Here is a 19,246-nt window from a genome sequence, read left to right on the forward strand (position 1 = left end):
TTATACTTTTCTTAAATTATTAAAACGACGTTATAAAACTCTAGAGTCTAATGTCTGGTTGTCTACGTTTTTCATATTTTAAATCTTTTAAAATACTTGATTTAATACCAATAAAGAAATTCCATGAACTTCTTGAGCTAAAAGGTACCCAACTAAAATTCATACGCCAACTCAATAAATCGCGTTCAAAACGTAGTTGTGTATAAGTAAAGCCTGCATTCTTTAAATCGTAACCAGATGATGCGCCAACAGACCACTTGGGGGATAACTCTAAGTCTCCAGAAAACATAAGTGAATGCGATGAGATTTCATTCTGCCTCCTGGAATTTGAATAGTTTACAGCATAGGCTAGACGTAAACTCCAGGGGATTTTATAATTATAGTGTTCACTTGGAGGTTCTTCTTTTTCTTCTTTTTTGTTGTTAATTTGTTGATTAGAAAAATCTTGAGAAACCCCAAACAGATCATCAGCACGACCACCACTACGTAAATTTTCGTCTATATTTTTGTCTTTATCTTTGTCCCCTTTTTTGCTGGATAAAGACCAACTAGTAGTCAAATTTGCACTCGTTAACCTAAAGAAACTGCCTCCATTATCAATATTAAATTTATTAATTTTTCTATTATTGTTATCTAATGCATAGGGGTCTAAAGTAGCACCAAAATTTACGCTCATTTTATTATTAAAAAGTTGTGTGCCACCACTCATTCTAACAGGGCTCCACTGTAGCGAGTCACCAGCAAAATTATAAGAAGTAGAAAAGTTTAAATTATTTAATATTATTATTTTTTTAGGTTCTGTAGCAGTACTATCTTTATCACGAACTTTAGCTTCTATATTGTTGGATACGGAGATTCCCATAGAACTTGAAAAGTTTTTATTGGGGGCTCCAAAAATACCTCCGTCAAATCTGGAAAACTCAACATCACTGGTCGTTAACCCATCTGCACTAACAACTTCATAGCTATCGTAATATTTATCAAAAGAAGGATTTATATTATAACTTATCGAAGGTCTTATGACATGCCTTATAGCCTTTATTTTAGGATCCTTGCCTTCTTTTTCAAAATTAAACATACCATAAATAGTAGTTCCTAAACTGGTACTAAAATTATAAGTCCTAAAAGAGTCAAAACCATTTATAGTTTCTGTAACTTCTTTGCGTTCTATAGGGTCAAAAGATTTATTTACAGTTTTAAAAGTCCAGACTTCATTAAAATTAGTACTGGCGCTAAGACTAAAATATTTAAATATTTTAAAATTAGTACTTAATGGGATAGAATGCTGAAAACCTGCTTTGGCATCATCAAACATTTCCTTTTTAAAGAAAAGAGAATCGGTTGTTTGAATTCTATTTTCACCTCTCACATTATACTGCAAATTTATATTTTGAATAATGCCTTTTTTAGATCCTGATTTTGTAGCAAACGGATACATTCTACCAACACTACCTTGAAATGTAGGGAGTGTCATGTTTATGGTCTCCGTATTAGTGTTTTGCGAATGTGTCGCTGTTACGCTAAAATTCACTTGTGGTTCTCCTTGAAATGTTTTAGAGTATGATACAGATGACGACAAAGAATTATTTAAAAAAGCACCTGTATTGACTTGATTCACAGACGAACGATAATAGGTACTACTACCCAAGTTCACCGAAGCTGAAAATCGTGAATTAGGATTTGCCTTACTATCCTGGCTATGAGACCAACGTAGGTTATAAATAGTATTTCTTGAGTAATCAGGGAAACCCCGTTCACTATTAATTAAATTTTCATATCTAAAACCTAAATTACCTCTAAACTTATAACGTTTAGAGTAAGTACTTTCTAATCGTACGCCATAACTACCATTGGTATAGTAATCTCCAATAACTGCTAAATCAACATAATCATTAATTGCAAAATAATACCCGCCATTTTGTAAAAAGAATCCACGATCGTTCTGCTCACCAAATGAAGGTATTATGACCCCAGAAGTTTGCTTGTCACTTTGTGGAAAAAAAGCAAACGGTACTCCAATAGGTGTGGGTACATCATATATAAATAAATTGGCTAATCCTGTAACTATTTTTTTACCAGGAACAATTTTTGCTTTTCGAAGCTTGATGTAATATTCAGGGTCTTCAAGGTCTTCAGCAGTTGTGTATTTAGCATTTTTTAAGAAGTACACAGAATCATTCTCCTTCTTAGTGATTTGGGCAATGACTGTACCTTCGCCTTGTTCTGTTTTAGAATTAAATATAAGTGCTTTTTTTGACTCAGTATTAAAAATAATAGAATCCGGTTCTACGACATTAGATCCTTGAGTGAAAACAGGTTTTTGGGTATATCCTTCAATAGAATCTGTTATGCCCTTAGCGTATACTGTATTTTTAGTATAATCAATAACAATACTACCTGAAGTAATATTCATATCTCCATAATCAATCTTAGCATTATTGTATAAGTAAAGCTTTTGTTTTTTTTGATTGAATGTAGTATAATCATCTGCATGATAAGTAACAATATTTTCTAAAAGCTCTTTTTTAGGAGCAATAGAATCTGTTAATGTAGAATCTTGACTTTTTTCAGATACTTCTGGGACTAGAAGGCTGTCTGTAGTAGAAATCACACTGTCTTTAACACTTCGGTTAATGGTTTTACCCTTTTTAGGGATGTCTTGAGCAAAGCTAAACGTGTTAATAAACACTGTAAAACTTAATGCAAAAAGTATTTTAAAGTTGTTTGTATGCAACGCTTTTAAATGTATTTTTGTAAAAGTATGGCTCGGTTTTTGAAAAGCCAAAATTACATATATTTTTCTGTGATTGATTTAATAATCAATTAAAAATTTAAAATTAAAATAAACCGAGTTTTTTAATCGATGAAACTCTTATATAGTATCCTTTGTTAAAACAACAAATACGGTGAAATATGACAAGTTTTCGATTAAAGTTAATTTATATACCACATGAAAACGCACAGAGTATTACTTTTCGTATCCTTTATAACAGTATTAACATTTTCGTCATTTAAAAAAGATGAAGATTTAAATAGAGATAAGTTTGTTGTTGTGTTGGATGCTGGACATGGCGGACATGATCCAGGTAATCTGGGTAATGGTTATAAAGAAAAAGATATTGCCCTAAAGATCGTTTTAGAAGTAGGGAAGCAACTTCAGAAAAACCCAGATATAAAAGTGGTTTATACACGAAAAAAAGATGTATTTATTGATTTATTCGTTAGAGGGCAAATAGCCAATAAAGCAAATGCGGATTTATTTGTATCGGTGCATTGTAATGCTCATAATTCACAAGCCCATGGAACAGAAACATTTGTATTAGGTACACATAGAAATCAAACGAATTTTGAAGTTGCAAAAAAGGAGAATTCAGTAATTTTTCTAGAAAATGATTACGAAAAAAATTATGCAGGTTTTGATCCTAATTCGCCGGAATCTGTTATGAGCATATTGTTAAGTCAAGAAGAATACCTAGATCAAAGTATTATGCTAGCGAGTTTAATACAAAAAAAGTTTACTAATTCATTAAGGCGTAAAAATAGAGGTGTTAAACAAGCTGGGTTTATTGTTTTACATCAAACTGTGATGCCGAGTGTTTTAGTTGAAACAGGGTTTTTATCATATAAAAAAGAAGGCTCTTATCTGAATTCGAAAAAAGGACAACAACAGATGTCCAATTCTATTGTTAGTGCTATTTTGGAATATAAAAGTAGTTTAGAAAAAAATGTGAATGATTATAATGATTATTCAGTTATAAATGATACAACAGAATCTGTTGAGTCAACTTTGGACGATATCATTTTTAAAGTGCAAATTGCGGCAGGTTCAACACCACTTGAAACAAAACCTTATAATTTTAAAGGATTACAAGGAGTTTCTCGTTTAAAAGACGGTAATATTTATAAGTATTTTTATGGCGCTACACCAGATTATGATAAAATAAAAGAACTCGAAGAGGAGGTTGCAGAAAAAGGATATACTTCGAGTTTTGTTGTCGCTTTTAAAGCCGGAAAAAAAATAGCATTGATAGATGCTTTAAAAACTATTGCTAATTAAGTTGTTTCTTTCAAATTTATTTTAAATTTGTTTTCTAATACATTTTAGTTTGAAAATATCAAAAGAAGTTAAAACAGGCATATTAGTTATATCAGGGATCATACTCTTTATTTTTGGATTTAATTATTTAAAAGGTCAAAACCTATTCGATTCTACTAATGTTTATTATACAGAGTTTGACTATAATGCCTTATCCCAATCATCCTTAGTGACCGTTAAAGGTAACTCGGTAGGAAAAATTAAGGATATCACTTACGATTTTAAAACTGGAAAAACCAGAGTCGCCTTTTTTGTAAATGAAGAATTGAAATTTTCGAAAAACAGCATAGTTAGACTTTATGAAACTAGTTTAATGGGAGGAAATGCTATAGCCATAATATTAGCTAAAGATGGTGATATTGCAAAATCTGGTGATGTTTTAAAATCAGAAGTAGAAACAGGACTGGTATCCAGTCTTTCCAAAAACTTTTCAGGAATTAGTAGCGAATTAAATTCTACATTAAGAGCAACAGATACACTATTTACGAGTTTAAATGAGTTCGTTAACGATAATTCCGAAGCTGGGCTAAAGAGTACTATAAAAGGCTTAAATGAAACTTTAAAATCTTTTAAAGCGACTTCTAATACGGTTAATAGTGTCCTTTCTAAAAATGATAAGAGTATAACCAGTATCCTTGAAAAATTTAAAGCGTCCAGTAATGATTTAGCGGCATTATCTGCTGAATTAAAAAATGCTAATATTGGTTCGACTGTAGAAACTTTAAAAAATACGCTTAACAATTTAAACAACATACTAGCGGCCCTTAATAAAGGAGAAGGTTCTATGGGAAAACTCCTTAAAGATGAAACTTTGTATAATAATTTAGAAGGAGCTACTAAAGAAATGGAAGCCTTATTAAAGGATATCAAACTGCATCCAAAACGCTATTTCCGAATTTTATCAAAAAAAGAAATTCCATATAAAGAGGAGGAAACTAAATAAACTTTATGCAATATTTACCTAACATTGTTTTTGCTATTGTACTAATAGCCGGTATTGGTTTTTTTGTTAAAAATGTAAAAAAACTTGCCAGAAATATTAAACTGGGAAAAGAGGTAGATGTTAGTGATAATAAATCGCAACGTTGGAAAAATATGGCGATGATTGCTTTGGGACAAAGTAAAATGGTACGCCGACCCATTGCTGGTTTTTTGCATGTTGTAGTATATATTGGCTTTATAATAATCAATATTGAAGTCTTAGAAATTATCATTGATGGTATTTTTGGTACACATAGAGTTGGGTTAAAAATATTACCAACATCAGCATATGGGTTTTTAATTGGTGCTTTTGAAGTTTTAGCTGTACTCGTTTTTGTATCTGTTATTTTATTTTGGATTCGAAGAAACATTATAAGACTTCAACGTTTCTGGAAAAGTGAAATGACAAGTTGGCCTAAAAATGACGGTAATAATATTTTGTATTTTGAAATGGTATTAATGACTTTGTTTTTAGTTATGAATGCTACAGATGTTCATTTTCAAGATTTAAATTCTGGTAATGTAATCAGTCAATTTATAGAACCTTGGTTTAGTGGTCTATCTAATAGCACATTACACTTTATAGGAAGAGGAGCATGGTGGGTACATATCATTGGTATATTAGTTTTCTTAAACTATCTCTATTACTCAAAGCATTTACATATATTATTAGCATTTCCAAATACGTATTACGGGAAGTTACAGCCTAAAGGACAGCTAAATAATTTAGAAGCTGTAACCAAAGAAGTTAAAATGATGATGGATCCTAATGTTGATCCATTTGCAGCTCCGCCAGCAGGAACAGAAAATGATGTACCTGCTAAATTTGGTGCCAGCGATGTACAAGATTTAAGTTGGGTTAACTTATTAAATGCTTATACATGTACAGAATGTGGACGTTGTACTAGTGAGTGTCCAGCCAATCAAACAGGGAAAAAACTATCGCCTCGTAAAATTATGATGGATACCAGAGACCGCTTGGAGGAAGTTGGTAAAAATATAGATACAAATAAAGGTGAGTTTAAAGATGATGGAAAGCAACTTTTAGACGATTATATAACTAGAGAAGAATTGTGGGCATGTACGTCATGTAATGCCTGTGTAGAAGCTTGTCCAGTGAGTATAGATCCATTATCAATTATTTTAGATATGCGTCGTTATTTGGTTATGGAGCAGTCCGCTGCCCCTACAGAACTAAATAATATGATGACTAATATTGAAAACAATGGCGCACCGTGGCCATACAATCAAATGGATCGATTAAATTGGAAAAACGACTAGATTATTTTATAAATTCAAAAAATCAAAATAAAACATGAGCGAATTACTAAAAGTGCCAACGATGGCAGAATTTATGGCTCAAGGCAAGCAACCTGAAGTATTATTCTGGGTTGGTTGTGCAGGTAGTTTTGATGATAGAGCAAAAAAAATAACAAAAGCTTTTGTTAAACTATTAAACAAAGCTAATATCGAATTTGCAGTATTAGGAACAGAAGAAAGCTGTACTGGAGATCCTGCAAAAAGAGCCGGGAACGAGTTTTTATTTCAAATGCAGGCGGTAACTAATATAGAGGTGTTAAACGCCTATGAAGTAAAAAAAATAGTAACAGCTTGTCCACATTGTTTTAATACTATAAAAAATGAGTATCCAGAGTTAGGAGGTAATTATGAGGTTATGCACCATACGCAGTTTTTGAAAACCTTACTAGATGATGGTCGTTTAACTATAGAAGGTGGAAAGTTTAAAGGAAAGCGTATTACGTTTCATGACCCATGTTATTTAGGGCGTGCTAATAATGTTTATGAGGCACCAAGAGACTTAATTCAGAAATTAGAAGCAGAATTAGTTGAAATGAAAAATTGCAGACGTAATGGTTTATGTTGCGGAGCAGGGGGGGCGCAAATGTTTAAGGATGCCGAAAAAGGTGATAAAGAAGTAAATGTTGAGCGTACCGAACAAGCTTTAGAAGTAAAACCAGAAATCATCGCAGCAGGTTGCCCGTTTTGTAACACCATGATGACTGATGGTGTAAAAGCTAAAGAAAAAGAAGACGATGTTGCTGTAATGGACATTGCTGAATTAATAGCTAATGCGCAGGATCTATAATATATAAGCAAAAAATCTTTTTAAAGCAATCTACAATTTTTATTAGTCCGCACTTATTGCGTAGTAGTAAAATTTAATTTTGAAAAGTTGCAAAGCTATGTCTTCAAAATTGGTAGTTGATATATATTCAGGAGCTCAAGGTTTAACTATTCCACATATATAGCTAAATCAACATAAATAGCATGAATCTTTTGATTAAAAAACCGAATTTCTTCGTTAAAAATACTCGGCGTAGCTAGGCTATGCCGAGTATTTTTAACTCGAACTTCAATTTTTTATCTCTAAATATTTTATGCCATTTTATATCAACTTAGCTATAACGATAAAAAATGCATGACGAATTGTTGATTATATATTATTTAAGGTGGAATCATAACACAAAGATTGGATGTAAATCCGTATTTTTGTGCCGTAAGAAGAACTGTTTTTTTAGTTCTAAATTCAAAAATCATCAATCGTAATTCTAAAATCAAAACATGCTAGTAGATTTTAACATATTACCTGAAGAATCCCGTGTTTGGATATATCAAGCGAATCGATCTTTTACAGAACAGGAGATTGAAGAAATACAATCTAAGTTAGATGTCTTTATTGAGAACTGGACAGCTCATGGAAGTGATTTACAATCAGGATACTTAGTTAAGTATAAGCGCTTTATAATTATAGGTTTGAATCAAAATCTACATAATGCTTCAGGTTGTTCTATTGATGCCTCGGTACATTTTATTCAGCAATTAGAAAAAGATTTCAATGTTGATTTGATGGATAAAATGAATGTTTCCTATAAACAAGGAGAGTATATTGCTTATAAGCCACTTGTTGACTTTAAAAAAATGGCGAAAGATAAAGCCGTTTCTAAAAACACCATTGTTTTTAATAACCTGGTTACTAATATTGCTGAGTTTAAAGAAAATTGGGAGGTTCCCGCTAGCGAGAGTTGGCATAGTAGGTTTATTAAATAGCTGAATTCCTGCGAAGGCAGGAATCTATTAAATAATACTTGACGTGATTTTTGAGAAATTATCGCTGTAAATCAAATAGTTATCATCTATAAAAGAAGAGTGGCGTTATTTCTGTAAAGTTTACCCCTGAAACAAATTTTGGGAGATGTACTCTTTATAACACTTAACAAATATTCGAAATAACTTATAGTTTCAATTAAAAAGATTCCTGCCTTCGCAGGAATTGAGGTAGTTAGTTTATTCTTTATTATCATTCTACCCAATTTTTTGTTGAAAGTCTAGTTAATTTTTAAAAGTAAATCTTAAAATTTAAGAGAACTATAAAATTTAAGAGAACAAAGTTATTAAACCTTAAAAAACTTTCATATATCAAATAGAATAATGATTTTTATGCTCATAAAGCGTAAAAATGATATTATGGCTAACGATATAATCTTATTAAATATTTCTGGACAAGACAAACCAGGGTTAACTTCTAGTTTAACATCTGTTTTGGCAGAATATGGAGCCAAAGTTTTAGATATCGGACAAGCGAATATTCATGATACCCTATCTTTAGGAATCTTGTTTAAAATTGAATCAGGAAAAAAATCAGCAGCCGTATTAAAAGATTTGCTTTTTAAGGCTTATGAACTTGGTATTCAAGCTAAATTTACACCAATCACACTCAAAGATTATGAAAATTGGGTAACGTTACAAGGTAAAGACCGTTATATTGTTACTATTTTGGGGGAAAAGCTAGCAGCCGAACAAATATCAGAAGTTACTAAAATAATATCAGAAAAGAATTTAAACATAGATTCTATAAAAAGACTTACAGGACGTTTATCACTTGTTAAAGAAGAAGAATACCCCAGAGCTTGTATACAACTATCCATTAGAGGGAGAATAGATAATAAGGCTGATTTTACTGAGAGGTTTATGCAAATTTCACACGATCTAGATGTCGATATTGCTTTCCAAGAGGATAATATTTATAGGAGAAATAGACGCTTAGTTTGTTTCGATATGGATTCTACACTAATACAAACTGAAGTTATCGATGAATTGGCAGAATTGGCAGGTGTTGGCGATGAAGTAAAAGCCATTACAGAATCTGCAATGCAAGGAGAAATTGACTTTAAAGAGAGTTTTGAAAGTCGTATGAAACTCTTAAAAGGATTAAAAGAAAAAGTGCTTCACGATGTGGCAATAAATCTACCTATAACTAAGGGGGCAAAAAGACTAATAGATACATTGAAAAGCTATGGATTTAAAACAGCTATTCTGTCGGGTGGATTTACATATTTTGGTCACTATTTAAAGGAAGTACTGGGTATGGATTATGTGTATGCTAACCAATTGGAAATTAAAGATGGTGTTTTAACTGGTGGCTATATTGGTGATATTGTTGATGGTGATAAAAAAGCAGAGTATCTTAAAGAAATTGCTAAAAATGAGGATATAGATATTAGCCAAACTATAGCTGTTGGAGATGGCGCAAACGATTTACCAATGCTTAATCTTGCTGGGTTAGGGATCGCTTTTCATGCGAAACCAACGGTAAAAGATAATGCACAAAACTCTATATCAAGTATTGGTCTAGATGGTGTGCTGTATTTGTTGGGGTATCACGACAGGCATATAGATTTAATTGAATAGTTAAAAAAAATCGGTATAGTTCTGTTCTTAAGTGATTTAATCAATCTTGTTATAAAATGTAATACGAATCTTATAGTAATAAGTATTACCGATTGTAGAAATAGTAGTTCATTATTTCTTTAAATCTATCTAAAAGTCTTTTTATCTTCCCTTTAAAAGTGTTAATTTGGCATTATTATCAGTGTTAAGACAATTGCTATTAATGCCTCTAATTAATTCTTTTTATGTACCGTATCTTTTTTACAGTAATATCATTTTTTACAATATTTTCTGCGCTTAGTCAAGCGGCCAAAAACCCTTTGTTAACTGATGATGCTGAAGCTCAACAAAAATGGGCGGATAGTATTTATGAATCCATGACTTTAGCTGAAAAAGTAGGACAGTTATATATGGTGCAAGTTATGTCTGATCAAGATGTTACTTCAAAAAGTAAAATTATTCAGCTAATTAAAGATTATCATATTGGCGGCATCATTTATTCAAACGGAGGTCCCGTTAGACAAGCAAAATTGAATAATGAATTACAATCATTTTCTAAAACCCCATTGCTGGTCGGGATGGATGCAGAATGGGGATTGAGCATGCGTTTAGATTCGACCTATGCTTTTCCTTGGAATATGACACTGGGAGCTATAAAAGACAACGATCTTATAGAGCAAACAGGAAGAAAAATAGGAGAACATTGTAAGCGTTTAGGGGTTCATTTTAATTTTGCACCCGTTGTAGATATTAATACCAACCCTAAAAATCCAATAATAGGCAATCGATCTTTTGGAGAAGATAGAGATAATGTTACTGAAAAGGCATTAGCTTTTATGAAAGGTATGCAGGAAGCGGGCGTTTTAGCTAGCGCCAAACATTTTCCTGGTCATGGTGATACAGATCAAGATTCACATGAAAGATTACCAACTATAAGTTTTAATGAAAAGCGTATCGATTCTATAGAGTTGTATCCGTATAGAAAACTCATTATAGAAGGTCTATCTAGCGTCATGGTGGCGCATTTAAATGTACCCAATTTGGAGTCTCGTTCAGGCTACCCATCTTCATTATCAAAGCATATTGTCACCAATGTTTTAAAAGATTCTTTAGGTTTTCAAGGACTTATATTTACAGATGCACTCACGATGAAAGGTGTTTCAGACTTTGGTGAAACCGGAGATATAGATTTGGCCGCTTTTAATGCTGGGAACGATGTTATGTTAATGTCTGAAGATGTAGGTATTGGCACTGCTAAAATTATAGATGCTTGCAATAAAGGTGATATTACAGAAGAACGTTTGGCGCATTCGGTAAAAAAGATATTGAAAGCGAAATATAAAGTAGGTTTAAATAATTATGAACCTATTGGACTATATAATTTGTCTAAAGATTTAAATAGGCTCGAAGATGATATTTTGTATGAAGAATTGATTGAAAATGCTCTTACTATTGTGAAAAACGATAAGCATTTTATGCCTTTAAGGCAATTAGAAACTAAAACTATAGCCTATGTGAATATGGGAGATGACAGTGGTTCGGCATTTTTTAATGAATTAAAAAAATACGCGAAAGTACATCATATAGAAGCTGAAAAGTTAGATGGTTTAATTAAAAAACTTCAAGTATATAATACCGTAATAGTTGGTTTACACCGCTCTAATGATAGTCCGTGGCAGAAGTATCAATTCACTAATAAAGAATTAGTTTGGTTACAAGAAATAGCCCGAACGCATACCGTTATTTTAGATGCTTTTGTTAAACCTTATGCGCTTTCAGACTTAAAAAGTATCGAAAACATTGAAGGTATAGTAGTTAGTTATCAAAATAGTGACATAGCACAGCAAAAATCGGCACAACTTATTTTTGGTGCTATTCCTGCCAAAGGACATTTACCAGTATCTACTGGAACCTTTTTTAAAGCGGGAGAAGGGTTTAATATCAATGCTATTAAAAGATTGGGGTATACTATTCCAGAGCGTGTAGGGATGAATTCTCAAAAATTAAAACGAGTAGATTCAGTTGCACAATTGGCAGTAAATCATAAGATGACACCGGGTATTCAATTATTAATCGCAAGAAAAGGGCAAGTCATTTACAATAAAAGTTTTGGCAAGCATACTTACAAAGGAAAAAATAGAGTAGGGTTTGATGATATTTATGATGTAGCATCTTTAACCAAAATATTAGCAACATTACCATTGCTCATGGAACTTGAAGAGAATGGTATTGTATCATTAGACACTAAACTTTCAAAAATATTACCAGAATATAAAGGCTCAAATAAGGAAGATATATCCATTAAAAGTATGTTATCGCATTATGCTCGATTAAGACCATGGGAGCCATTTTATTTTCGTACTTTAGATACTGTTACTAAACGACCAAGTAAAAAATATTATAGAGGCAAAAAAACTGGTAAATTTAATGTAGAAGTCACGAAGAATTTGTTTTTACGCTCTGATTATAAGGATTCTATAAACAGTATTATTAAAGACTCAGAATTGTTAAAAAGACTAAGGTATAGATATAGTGACTTTCCATATTATATTTTAAAGAAATTTATAGAAACTCATTACGACAAAACACTTGATAAATTGGTACAAGATCATTTTTATCAATCATTAGGAGCTAATAATACATTGTACAACCCATATTATAAAATAAGTAGCAAGAAAATCGTTCCAACAGAAGTAGACGATTATTATAGATATCAAAAAGTGCATGGCTATGTACATGATATGGGGGCAGCTATGCAAAATGGTATAGGAGGACATGCTGGTGTTTTTAGTAATGCTAACGATGTGGCCAAAATTTTGCAAATGTATTTACAAAAAGGGTATTATGGGGGTAAACGCTACTTAAAACCGGAAACTATTGATAAATTTAATACTTGCTATTATTGTGCAAAAGGAAATAGAAGAGGGATAGGATTTGATAAGCCACAGTTGGGAGAAGAAGGACCAACTTGTGGTTGCATATCTATGACAAGTTTTGGACATTCGGGTTTTACAGGAACTTATGCGTGGGCTGACCCTGAAGAAGAAATAGTTTATATCTTTTTGGCCAACAGAACCTACCCAAAAGCAGGGAAAAATTTATTGTTAAGGGAGAATATTAGAACTGAAATACAACGCTTAATTTACGAAGCGATAATTGAATAATCCTGCAAGTTTTTTAAAACCTTGTAGTTATAAAATTAAGATTAACAGAAGTTAGATTCCCTCTTTCGTGGGAATGAAAAAATAGAGTTTCAATGAAAATAGGAATTGTTTGCTACCCAACATTTGGAGGAAGTGGTGTCGTTGCCACAGAACTTGGTTTAGAATTGTCTAAACGTGGGCATGAAGTCCATTTTATTACATATAACCAACCCGTACGATTGGAGTTGTTAAGTAACAATGTACACTACCATGAGGTAAATGTTCCAGAATACCCTTTGTTTCACTATCAACCATACGAGTTGGCTTTATCTAGTAAATTAGTAGATATGGTGAGGCTTCATAAAATAGAAATTCTACATGTTCATTATGCTATTCCTCATGCTTACGCAGCTTATATGGCTAAAAAAATGCTGCAAGAAGCAGGTATTTATGTACCAATTGTTACAACATTGCACGGTACCGATATTACACTTGTGGGAAGCCACCCATTTTATAAACCGGCGGTGGAATTCAGTATTAATAAATCGGATGCAGTAACGGCAGTATCACAAAGTTTAAAAGACGATACGTTACGATTATTTGATATTAAAAGTGATATTAATGTCGTACCAAATTTTATCGATTTAGATAAATATAAGCACAGTTTTACAGATTGTCAACGTGTAATGATGGCCCATGATAATGAAAGAATAATTACGCATATTAGTAATTTACGCCCGGTAAAACGTGCACAGGACGTTATTTCTGTTTTTTATAATATTCAAAAAGAAATGCCAGCTAAATTAATGCTTGTTGGAGAGGGGCCAGAGCGTGAAAAAATAGAACTACGTTGTCAAGAATTAGGTATTTTAGATAAAGTTATTTTCTTCGGAAAAAGTAATGAAATAGATAAAATATTATGTTTTAGCGATTTGTTCTTACTACCTTCACAAACAGAGAGTTTTGGATTAGCAGCGTTAGAAGCTATGGCTTCTTGTGTTCCAGTTATATCAAGTAATACAGGAGGAATTCCCGAAGTTAACATACACGGGGTGTCCGGGTTTTTAAGTGATGCAGGCGATGTAGAGGATATGACTAAAAATGCACTTTATATTTTGAGCGATGAAAAACGTTTACAGACTTTTAAAGATAATGCAAGAAAAGAAGCTTTAAAATTCGATTTGCATGCTATTGTACCTCAGTATGAAGCTATTTATGAAGATACTTTGGCTAAGTGTCTGGTATTATAAGTATAAAAAAGGAACTATAAATTAACAAAAAAGCGCCCATTAAGGCGCTTTTTTATTTAATATATAATTTTCTAACTTAGAATTGATAACGAATACTAAAAGCAATATCAAAATCTAAGTCATTGTTATTATAAACATCATCTCCAAAACCAATTTCTGGTCTAAAATCTAATGATAATAATAATGGAATATCAAAGTTATACTCAATACCAATATCACCGGCTGCGAAAATAAATGTATCAGAAACATCTCTTCCACCAGGAACATCAAAGCTAAAAGAGCCAATACCACCACCAGCACCTACATACCAATTAAAAGAACCATCTAAAGGAAATACCCATTGATACAATCCAGCAAGCTTAAAACCATCATAGTTTTTTCCGTCTCTCCAACCAAAATCTAATTCTAGTCTATTGTTATCACCTAAAGCACGTTGATAAGAGATTTCAGCACCTAAGCCGTCACTGTCACCCAATCGTAACCCAATAGCGTTATCTGAAATGCTTTGAGCACCAGAGGTTAAAGTGAATCCTAAAATAGCAACTGATAATAAAAATAATTTCTTCATAAGTTTAAAGTTTAGTTTGATTAAATGATATACGATATTTTTCGTAAAAAAGATTACTCTATTTACATTGGTTAACAAAAATAACGCCAAAATTGAATTTATATTTAATGGCCGTTTAGATTTATAAACATATTTATTAAACAATGGGATTGACTTCACGTTTTCAAGTATTAAGAGAAGAGGTAATCCTTCAGGTGAGTTATTATACTATACCATGGATTTGGCACTCTAACTAACAAAAAATTCTTATCCATTATTCACGTTATTGAATAAGCTCAAAATCTAATGTATCGAGCTCTTTTCCATTTATAATTATAGAAATTTGATGTTTTCCAATATGAAATTTACGCGTTGTGATTATTTTAAACGATTGTTTTCTCTTAATACTTGTGGTTGAGTTTTTTGGATAGTCCTTTTCACTTATTTTAAATACCTTTCTAGATAAAGATCCATTCGCTTTTTGATAATAAAGTCCATATTCCAATCGGATTTTGGATGAATTATTGTTGGTATTTACAAGTTTAAGTGCGAATTCTACAGAGGCTCCAATTTTGACTTTTGGTGTAAGTATTTTAAAATCAATAATCTTAACTTTATCAATAGCTCCGAAACCAAATAATGTCATTAATTCTGTATTACCTTGTTTTAAAAGGGTTCTACTTGCATGCTTAACTAACCAATTGGTTTCTTTGGTTTTTCCTTCCCATTTTTTAACGAGATTGACAACAGTTTCTGGATTATCTTTAGAGATGTCATTTAAATTATTAGCAACACTTCTTCTTACATATTCAGAAGTGTCGCTTTTTAATTTCTCAAGAATTGGGATAATAGGAGCAGGGTTTGTCTTTAATGATGGAATTGCCATAGCCCATGGCAGTCTTGGTCTACAACCTTCTGTAGCTAGTCGTCTAACCGAACTGTGTTTGTGGCTTGCCCAAAGCAACATTTGTCTTATCATGTTATCCTGATATTTTATTATAAAAGGTCTAACTGCAAATTCACAACTGACAAATTGCGTAATCGTTTCAAATGCTTTTATCGATGTTTGATAATGCTTTATACCGTAAACTTCTATGAAATCTGGAAAAAACATGAATTCAAAGTTATCTGATTTGAACCCATTTTTTTTTATTACGGGAATAAGTTTTAATATAGTTTCGACATTCGTATTAAAATCATCTGACAAATGATTTTTAAATACTAGGGTTATACATCTCATGCGTTGTTTTAACGCGCTATTTTCCCATTCATCATCGTATATTTCCTTTAAAAAAGATGCCTTATTAAAACTTGGAACAACTTCTTGAACTGAAGTTATAAAGCGATCAAAGAATTTAGTATTGTATCTGTTTTTTAATAATTCTGCCATTTTTATTTTAATATTATTTTTCTAAGTACATGACAAAAATTATCTTAGACTTTATGAAGTGAAGTTGATAGCATTGAAACAGAGACCTGTCAGGTCTAAAAACATAAAAAAGTATAATTTAGTTATTCTAATAACCAACAACTTACAATGGCTGTTTCAATTTTTGTCATGTACTAAAATTGTTTTTATAAATACTAGATTAAATCTCGACAATAAAGATCAATATCACCTAGCAAGTCTATGATATTCGATTCTAGTATGTTCCCAGAGGTTTCTATTCTTAAAACATTATCAATATCCTCCATATCAACAGACCAATGATTTATTTCGGAGATTTCAGAGAAGGAGTTATTTACAGATGCAAGTTTTTGCATGTTATCAATGTTAGTCTTAAATACTAAAATGTTCATTTTTTATTAGATAAATTCAATTGTTGTTTATTACCTTTCTGTATCTATAATCACATTAAAATGATTGAATTCTACGGTACTATCATCTATCATTTCAAAATACTTTTGCGCTAATTTATTCTCTAAAATGTGCTTTGATGCATTTTCCGCGCTTTCCAGATCAGTCCAATAAACCACATCCATCCATTGTCCGTCCTCAGTTATGGAAAGCTTTCTTGAGAGATATCCTTTGTGTTTTTCCAATACAGGGTTTATGTTTTTTGCAGCATTAACAACTTGTGTCTTAGTGAATTCAGGCTTTGTTTTGAAAAGAACTAATTCAACAACTTTTACCTTTCCAGGCTTTGGTGTAGTTATGATTAGCGGCGATGTAATTAGTATTTTATTTGTCTCAGGATCTGGTATCATGGTGCCAAAAAACTTTAGACATGTTTCGCTTTTCATTTCAATTTCTGAAGCATCTTCAAAGGCTTTAACATTCGTATAATAGACAAGTTCCATCAAGAAGTCTGGTTCACTATTTGAAAATGTCATTTTACGTCCCAAGTACCCGTCAAACTTATCAACCATAGGGTCAATGGCTTTAGAAAGTTTTATTATTTCTTCTCTGGAGTATTCAGGTTTAGTTTTTGCCGTGACAAGAACAATGGTTCCGATGTCTTCTTTTTTTTTCAACGTGCATTTTTGTTTTTGTTTGATTGTTACAGCCAAATAATATTAGGAAGGCTGATAGTATTGCTAATTGTTTCATTTTGAGGTTTAATTGGTATGACTTCCAGGTATGGACGTTTTTTGCCCTTGCTTACCTTGGATAAAGATTTATAGATTTAACTATGGTTAAAAATTAATATGTAATGACTTCTACAGATATAGCTTAAAGAGTACTTTGCCATAGAATTTTATCAATTAACCAGGTATCCTCTTTTATAAGAAAAAGATAATCGCATCCCTTTTTATTAGGCGCCCAGTCCATTTCGAGTTTTACAACGGCTATTTTTTCTTGTAGATCAAGAATTTGAATTTTTATTTCTGAGTCTGGTATAATATCATGTTTATTATAGTCCGTTACCCAATTTTTAAGATCTAAAACCCCAACAGTAGTCATATCTGTCCAGTTACTAGATTCATAATCATACAAAAACCCAGTTTTTGTGACGTTTTTAGTGAAAAAACGATCAATTAAGTTAGGATCCATGCTTTTAAAAGCTTGAGGATACTTTTTTGAAATTTGAATGATGTCACTTTGTTCCATTTCATTTATTTATAAGTTAATTTAAAAATTCACCAACCTTTAGGGAGGCGTCCCTATTTACCTCTCCTTTGGAGAGGTCAGAATTGTTTTTTTGCAATCCTGGGTGAGATGAAAAACAAAAGTAAAATGGAGGAGTGACAACCCTATGTCAACAAGGTTCTGTAAATCTGCTAAAATATTTAGAAAGGCTGAAATCTTTTTGATAATCAAAGGTTTGCGAAGTGGAATTTATTTTTAAAATTCTATCTAATCTAAACTCTCTTATGTCTTTTCTTAACCTGCAATATGCGATCACTATCCAGGCTTTGTCTGTATAGTAAACACCTAAAGGTTCAATTTCTCTTAGCGTTTCTTCGTTCTTATAAATTGAATGATACGATATAGTCAGAACTTTTCCATTAGTAATTGATTTTTGAATTTGAGATAACCAATTACTTTCAAATACATCTTTTTTATAAGAAGGTATGATTCTGTTTTCCAATTTGGCAATATTTTCCTTTTCGAAACTCCTGAGAACGGACTTGATTTTTATAAGTATGGAGTTAAAATCTTTTATAAGAGAAGCATCTCCCTGATTAGAAATTAGTTTTTCGGAAACAATTAATGCATTTGCTTCTTCTTCAGTAATCATTACAGGTGGTAAGGAATAGCCATCAACAATAAAATAACCAATGCCATTTTCTGAACCAATGGGGACACCTGCTTCTTCAAGCGTTTTAATATCTCTATAAACAGTTCGTAAACTAATTTCAAATCTGTCGGCAATCTCTTTGGCTGTTACCACTTTTTTAGATTGTAATTGAATTAGAATGGATGTTATTCTGGTGAGCCTATTCATTAAATTATTTAGTAGTGTTATTAGGTACGCTTCAAGTATGTTATTCAACACAGCGTAAATCAAAAAATTGTTTTGTCGGTTTCACTTAATCTTTTTTCCATAAATGTACTTAATGGATCTTCTTTATAATTACCAAATTTACCAGAAATCGAATAACCAAGCTTTTTGTATAAACCTATGGCGTCTTTAGAATAAGGACCCGTCTCTAATTTTGCTAAAAATATTTTCTTTTTAATTAATAAGGATTCAAGCTCCTTAATTATTTTTTGTGCTAAACCTTTTCCTCTTTGTGATGGAGGAACATAAATACGCTTTAGTTCCCCATATTTAGCAAAAATCTTTACAGAACCAATGGCTATAATTTCATCATTCTCGAAAGCCCCATAAAAATAAGCATTTTCGCTTTGTAGCGTTTCGATACTATCTAGATGGCAACTATCAGGTGGGTATAACTTACTTTGATATTCGTCTAATTCTCTAATTAAGTTTTCTGCTTGTTTTGGATCTATACGTTTTATTTCCATGATTACGTTTTCTTATTTTTATTTGAATACTATAATAACGTATTCACATATAATTTTGTCACGTTGGCATTAGAATACATAGCCACTATTTATAAATATAGCTAACAAAATTAATAGAATTTTATT

At 31.8% G+C, this 19,246-nt stretch carries 16 protein-coding genes; 8 read left to right on the forward strand and 8 right to left on the reverse strand.

Annotated features, from left to right (window positions below; all coding sequences use genetic code 11):
- Positions 1–40: 40 nt before the first annotated feature.
- Positions 41–2,785, reverse strand: coding sequence for a putative LPS assembly protein LptD (locus Q4Q47_RS15475; RefSeq protein ID WP_303307541.1), 2,745 nt, complete (start codon positions 2,783–2,785; stop codon positions 41–43).
- Positions 2,786–2,950: 165 nt separating this feature from the next.
- Here Q4Q47_RS15475 and Q4Q47_RS15480 point away from each other — a divergent pair, with 165 nt between their 5' ends.
- From Q4Q47_RS15480 to bshA, 8 genes are all read left to right on the forward strand, one after another.
- Complete coding sequence (locus Q4Q47_RS15480) at positions 2,951–4,057, forward strand: N-acetylmuramoyl-L-alanine amidase family protein (protein ID WP_303307542.1); 1,107 nt, start codon at positions 2,951–2,953, stop codon at positions 4,055–4,057.
- Between the two features lie 49 nt (positions 4,058–4,106).
- Positions 4,107–5,039, forward strand: coding sequence for an MlaD family protein (locus Q4Q47_RS15485; RefSeq protein WP_303307543.1), 933 nt, complete (start codon positions 4,107–4,109; stop codon positions 5,037–5,039).
- A gap of 5 nt (positions 5,040–5,044) precedes the next feature.
- Entirely contained in the window at positions 5,045–6,358 is a 1,314-nt protein-coding gene (locus Q4Q47_RS15490; protein ID WP_303307544.1) for a 4Fe-4S dicluster domain-containing protein, read from the forward strand.
- A 34-nt stretch (positions 6,359–6,392) separates the two neighbouring features.
- Complete coding sequence (locus tag Q4Q47_RS15495; protein WP_303307545.1) at positions 6,393–7,184, forward strand: (Fe-S)-binding protein; 792 nt, start codon at positions 6,393–6,395, stop codon at positions 7,182–7,184.
- A gap of 476 nt (positions 7,185–7,660) precedes the next feature.
- Entirely contained in the window at positions 7,661–8,146 is a 486-nt protein-coding gene (locus tag Q4Q47_RS15500) for an ABC transporter ATPase (RefSeq protein WP_303307546.1), read from the forward strand.
- A 417-nt stretch (positions 8,147–8,563) separates the two neighbouring features.
- Positions 8,564–9,787, forward strand: coding sequence for a phosphoserine phosphatase SerB (serB, locus tag Q4Q47_RS15505; RefSeq protein ID WP_303307547.1), 1,224 nt, complete (start codon positions 8,564–8,566; stop codon positions 9,785–9,787).
- Between the two features lie 224 nt (positions 9,788–10,011).
- Positions 10,012–12,930, forward strand: coding sequence for a glycoside hydrolase family 3 N-terminal domain-containing protein (locus Q4Q47_RS15510; protein ID WP_303307548.1), 2,919 nt, complete (start codon positions 10,012–10,014; stop codon positions 12,928–12,930).
- A gap of 92 nt (positions 12,931–13,022) precedes the next feature.
- The gene (gene bshA / locus Q4Q47_RS15515) at positions 13,023–14,159 is read left to right on the forward strand and encodes an N-acetyl-alpha-D-glucosaminyl L-malate synthase BshA (RefSeq protein WP_303307549.1); all 1,137 of its coding nucleotides are present in this window, start codon (positions 13,023–13,025) and stop codon (positions 14,157–14,159) included.
- 76 nt (positions 14,160–14,235) lie between these two features.
- On the opposite strand, the gene Q4Q47_RS15520 is transcribed toward bshA, so the two are convergent.
- The 7 genes from Q4Q47_RS15520 to Q4Q47_RS15550 all read right to left on the reverse strand — a co-directional run bounded on the left by Q4Q47_RS15520 (position 14,236) and on the right by Q4Q47_RS15550 (position 19,120).
- Positions 14,236–14,727, reverse strand: coding sequence for a hypothetical protein (locus tag Q4Q47_RS15520; RefSeq protein ID WP_303307550.1), 492 nt, complete (start codon positions 14,725–14,727; stop codon positions 14,236–14,238).
- A 262-nt stretch (positions 14,728–14,989) separates the two neighbouring features.
- Positions 14,990–16,096 carry a DNA alkylation repair protein gene (locus tag Q4Q47_RS15525; RefSeq protein WP_303307551.1) on the reverse strand — a complete coding sequence of 369 codons (1,107 nt, stop codon included), beginning with the start codon at positions 16,094–16,096 and terminating at the stop codon, positions 14,990–14,992.
- Positions 16,097–16,290: 194 nt separating this feature from the next.
- Positions 16,291–16,506 carry a hypothetical protein gene (locus tag Q4Q47_RS15530; protein ID WP_303307552.1) on the reverse strand — a complete coding sequence of 72 codons (216 nt, stop codon included), beginning with the start codon at positions 16,504–16,506 and terminating at the stop codon, positions 16,291–16,293.
- Positions 16,507–16,536: 30 nt separating this feature from the next.
- Positions 16,537–17,181, reverse strand: coding sequence for an antibiotic biosynthesis monooxygenase family protein (locus tag Q4Q47_RS15535; protein WP_303307553.1), 645 nt, complete (start codon positions 17,179–17,181; stop codon positions 16,537–16,539).
- A gap of 199 nt (positions 17,182–17,380) precedes the next feature.
- Positions 17,381–17,758 (reverse strand): nuclear transport factor 2 family protein, encoded by a 378-nt coding sequence (locus tag Q4Q47_RS15540; RefSeq protein WP_303307554.1) that lies wholly within the window; start codon positions 17,756–17,758, stop codon positions 17,381–17,383.
- A 148-nt stretch (positions 17,759–17,906) separates the two neighbouring features.
- Complete coding sequence (locus Q4Q47_RS15545) at positions 17,907–18,596, reverse strand: helix-turn-helix transcriptional regulator (protein ID WP_303307555.1); 690 nt, start codon at positions 18,594–18,596, stop codon at positions 17,907–17,909.
- 59 nt (positions 18,597–18,655) lie between these two features.
- Positions 18,656–19,120 (reverse strand): GNAT family N-acetyltransferase, encoded by a 465-nt coding sequence (locus Q4Q47_RS15550; protein ID WP_303307556.1) that lies wholly within the window; start codon positions 19,118–19,120, stop codon positions 18,656–18,658.
- Positions 19,121–19,246: the final 126 nt, after the last annotated feature.

The sequence above is a fragment of the Flavivirga spongiicola genome (assembly GCF_030540825.1).
Lineage (GTDB): Bacteria > Bacteroidota > Bacteroidia > Flavobacteriales > Flavobacteriaceae > Flavivirga > Flavivirga spongiicola.

Coding starts and splice junctions, on each gene's coding strand:
- Q4Q47_RS15530 (WP_303307552.1), bottom strand. CDS start 16,506: ATGAACATTTTAGTATTTAAGACTAACATTGATAACATGCAAAAACTT.
- Q4Q47_RS15550 (WP_303307556.1), bottom strand. CDS start 19,120: ATGGAAATAAAACGTATAGATCCAAAACAAGCAGAAAACTTAATTAGA.
- serB (WP_303307547.1), top strand. CDS start 8,564: ATGGCTAACGATATAATCTTATTAAATATTTCTGGACAAGACAAACCA.
- Q4Q47_RS15545 (WP_303307555.1), bottom strand. CDS start 18,596: ATGAATAGGCTCACCAGAATAACATCCATTCTAATTCAATTACAATCT.
- Q4Q47_RS15525 (WP_303307551.1), bottom strand. CDS start 16,096: ATGGCAGAATTATTAAAAAACAGATACAATACTAAATTCTTTGATCGC.
- Q4Q47_RS15520 (WP_303307550.1), bottom strand. CDS start 14,727: ATGAAGAAATTATTTTTATTATCAGTTGCTATTTTAGGATTCACTTTA.
- Q4Q47_RS15510 (WP_303307548.1), top strand. CDS start 10,012: ATGTACCGTATCTTTTTTACAGTAATATCATTTTTTACAATATTTTCT.
- Q4Q47_RS15540 (WP_303307554.1), bottom strand. CDS start 17,758: ATGGAACAAAGTGACATCATTCAAATTTCAAAAAAGTATCCTCAAGCT.
- Q4Q47_RS15490 (WP_303307544.1), top strand. CDS start 5,045: ATGCAATATTTACCTAACATTGTTTTTGCTATTGTACTAATAGCCGGT.
- Q4Q47_RS15480 (WP_303307542.1), top strand. CDS start 2,951: ATGAAAACGCACAGAGTATTACTTTTCGTATCCTTTATAACAGTATTA.
- Q4Q47_RS15500 (WP_303307546.1), top strand. CDS start 7,661: ATGCTAGTAGATTTTAACATATTACCTGAAGAATCCCGTGTTTGGATA.
- Q4Q47_RS15495 (WP_303307545.1), top strand. CDS start 6,393: ATGAGCGAATTACTAAAAGTGCCAACGATGGCAGAATTTATGGCTCAA.
- bshA (WP_303307549.1), top strand. CDS start 13,023: ATGAAAATAGGAATTGTTTGCTACCCAACATTTGGAGGAAGTGGTGTC.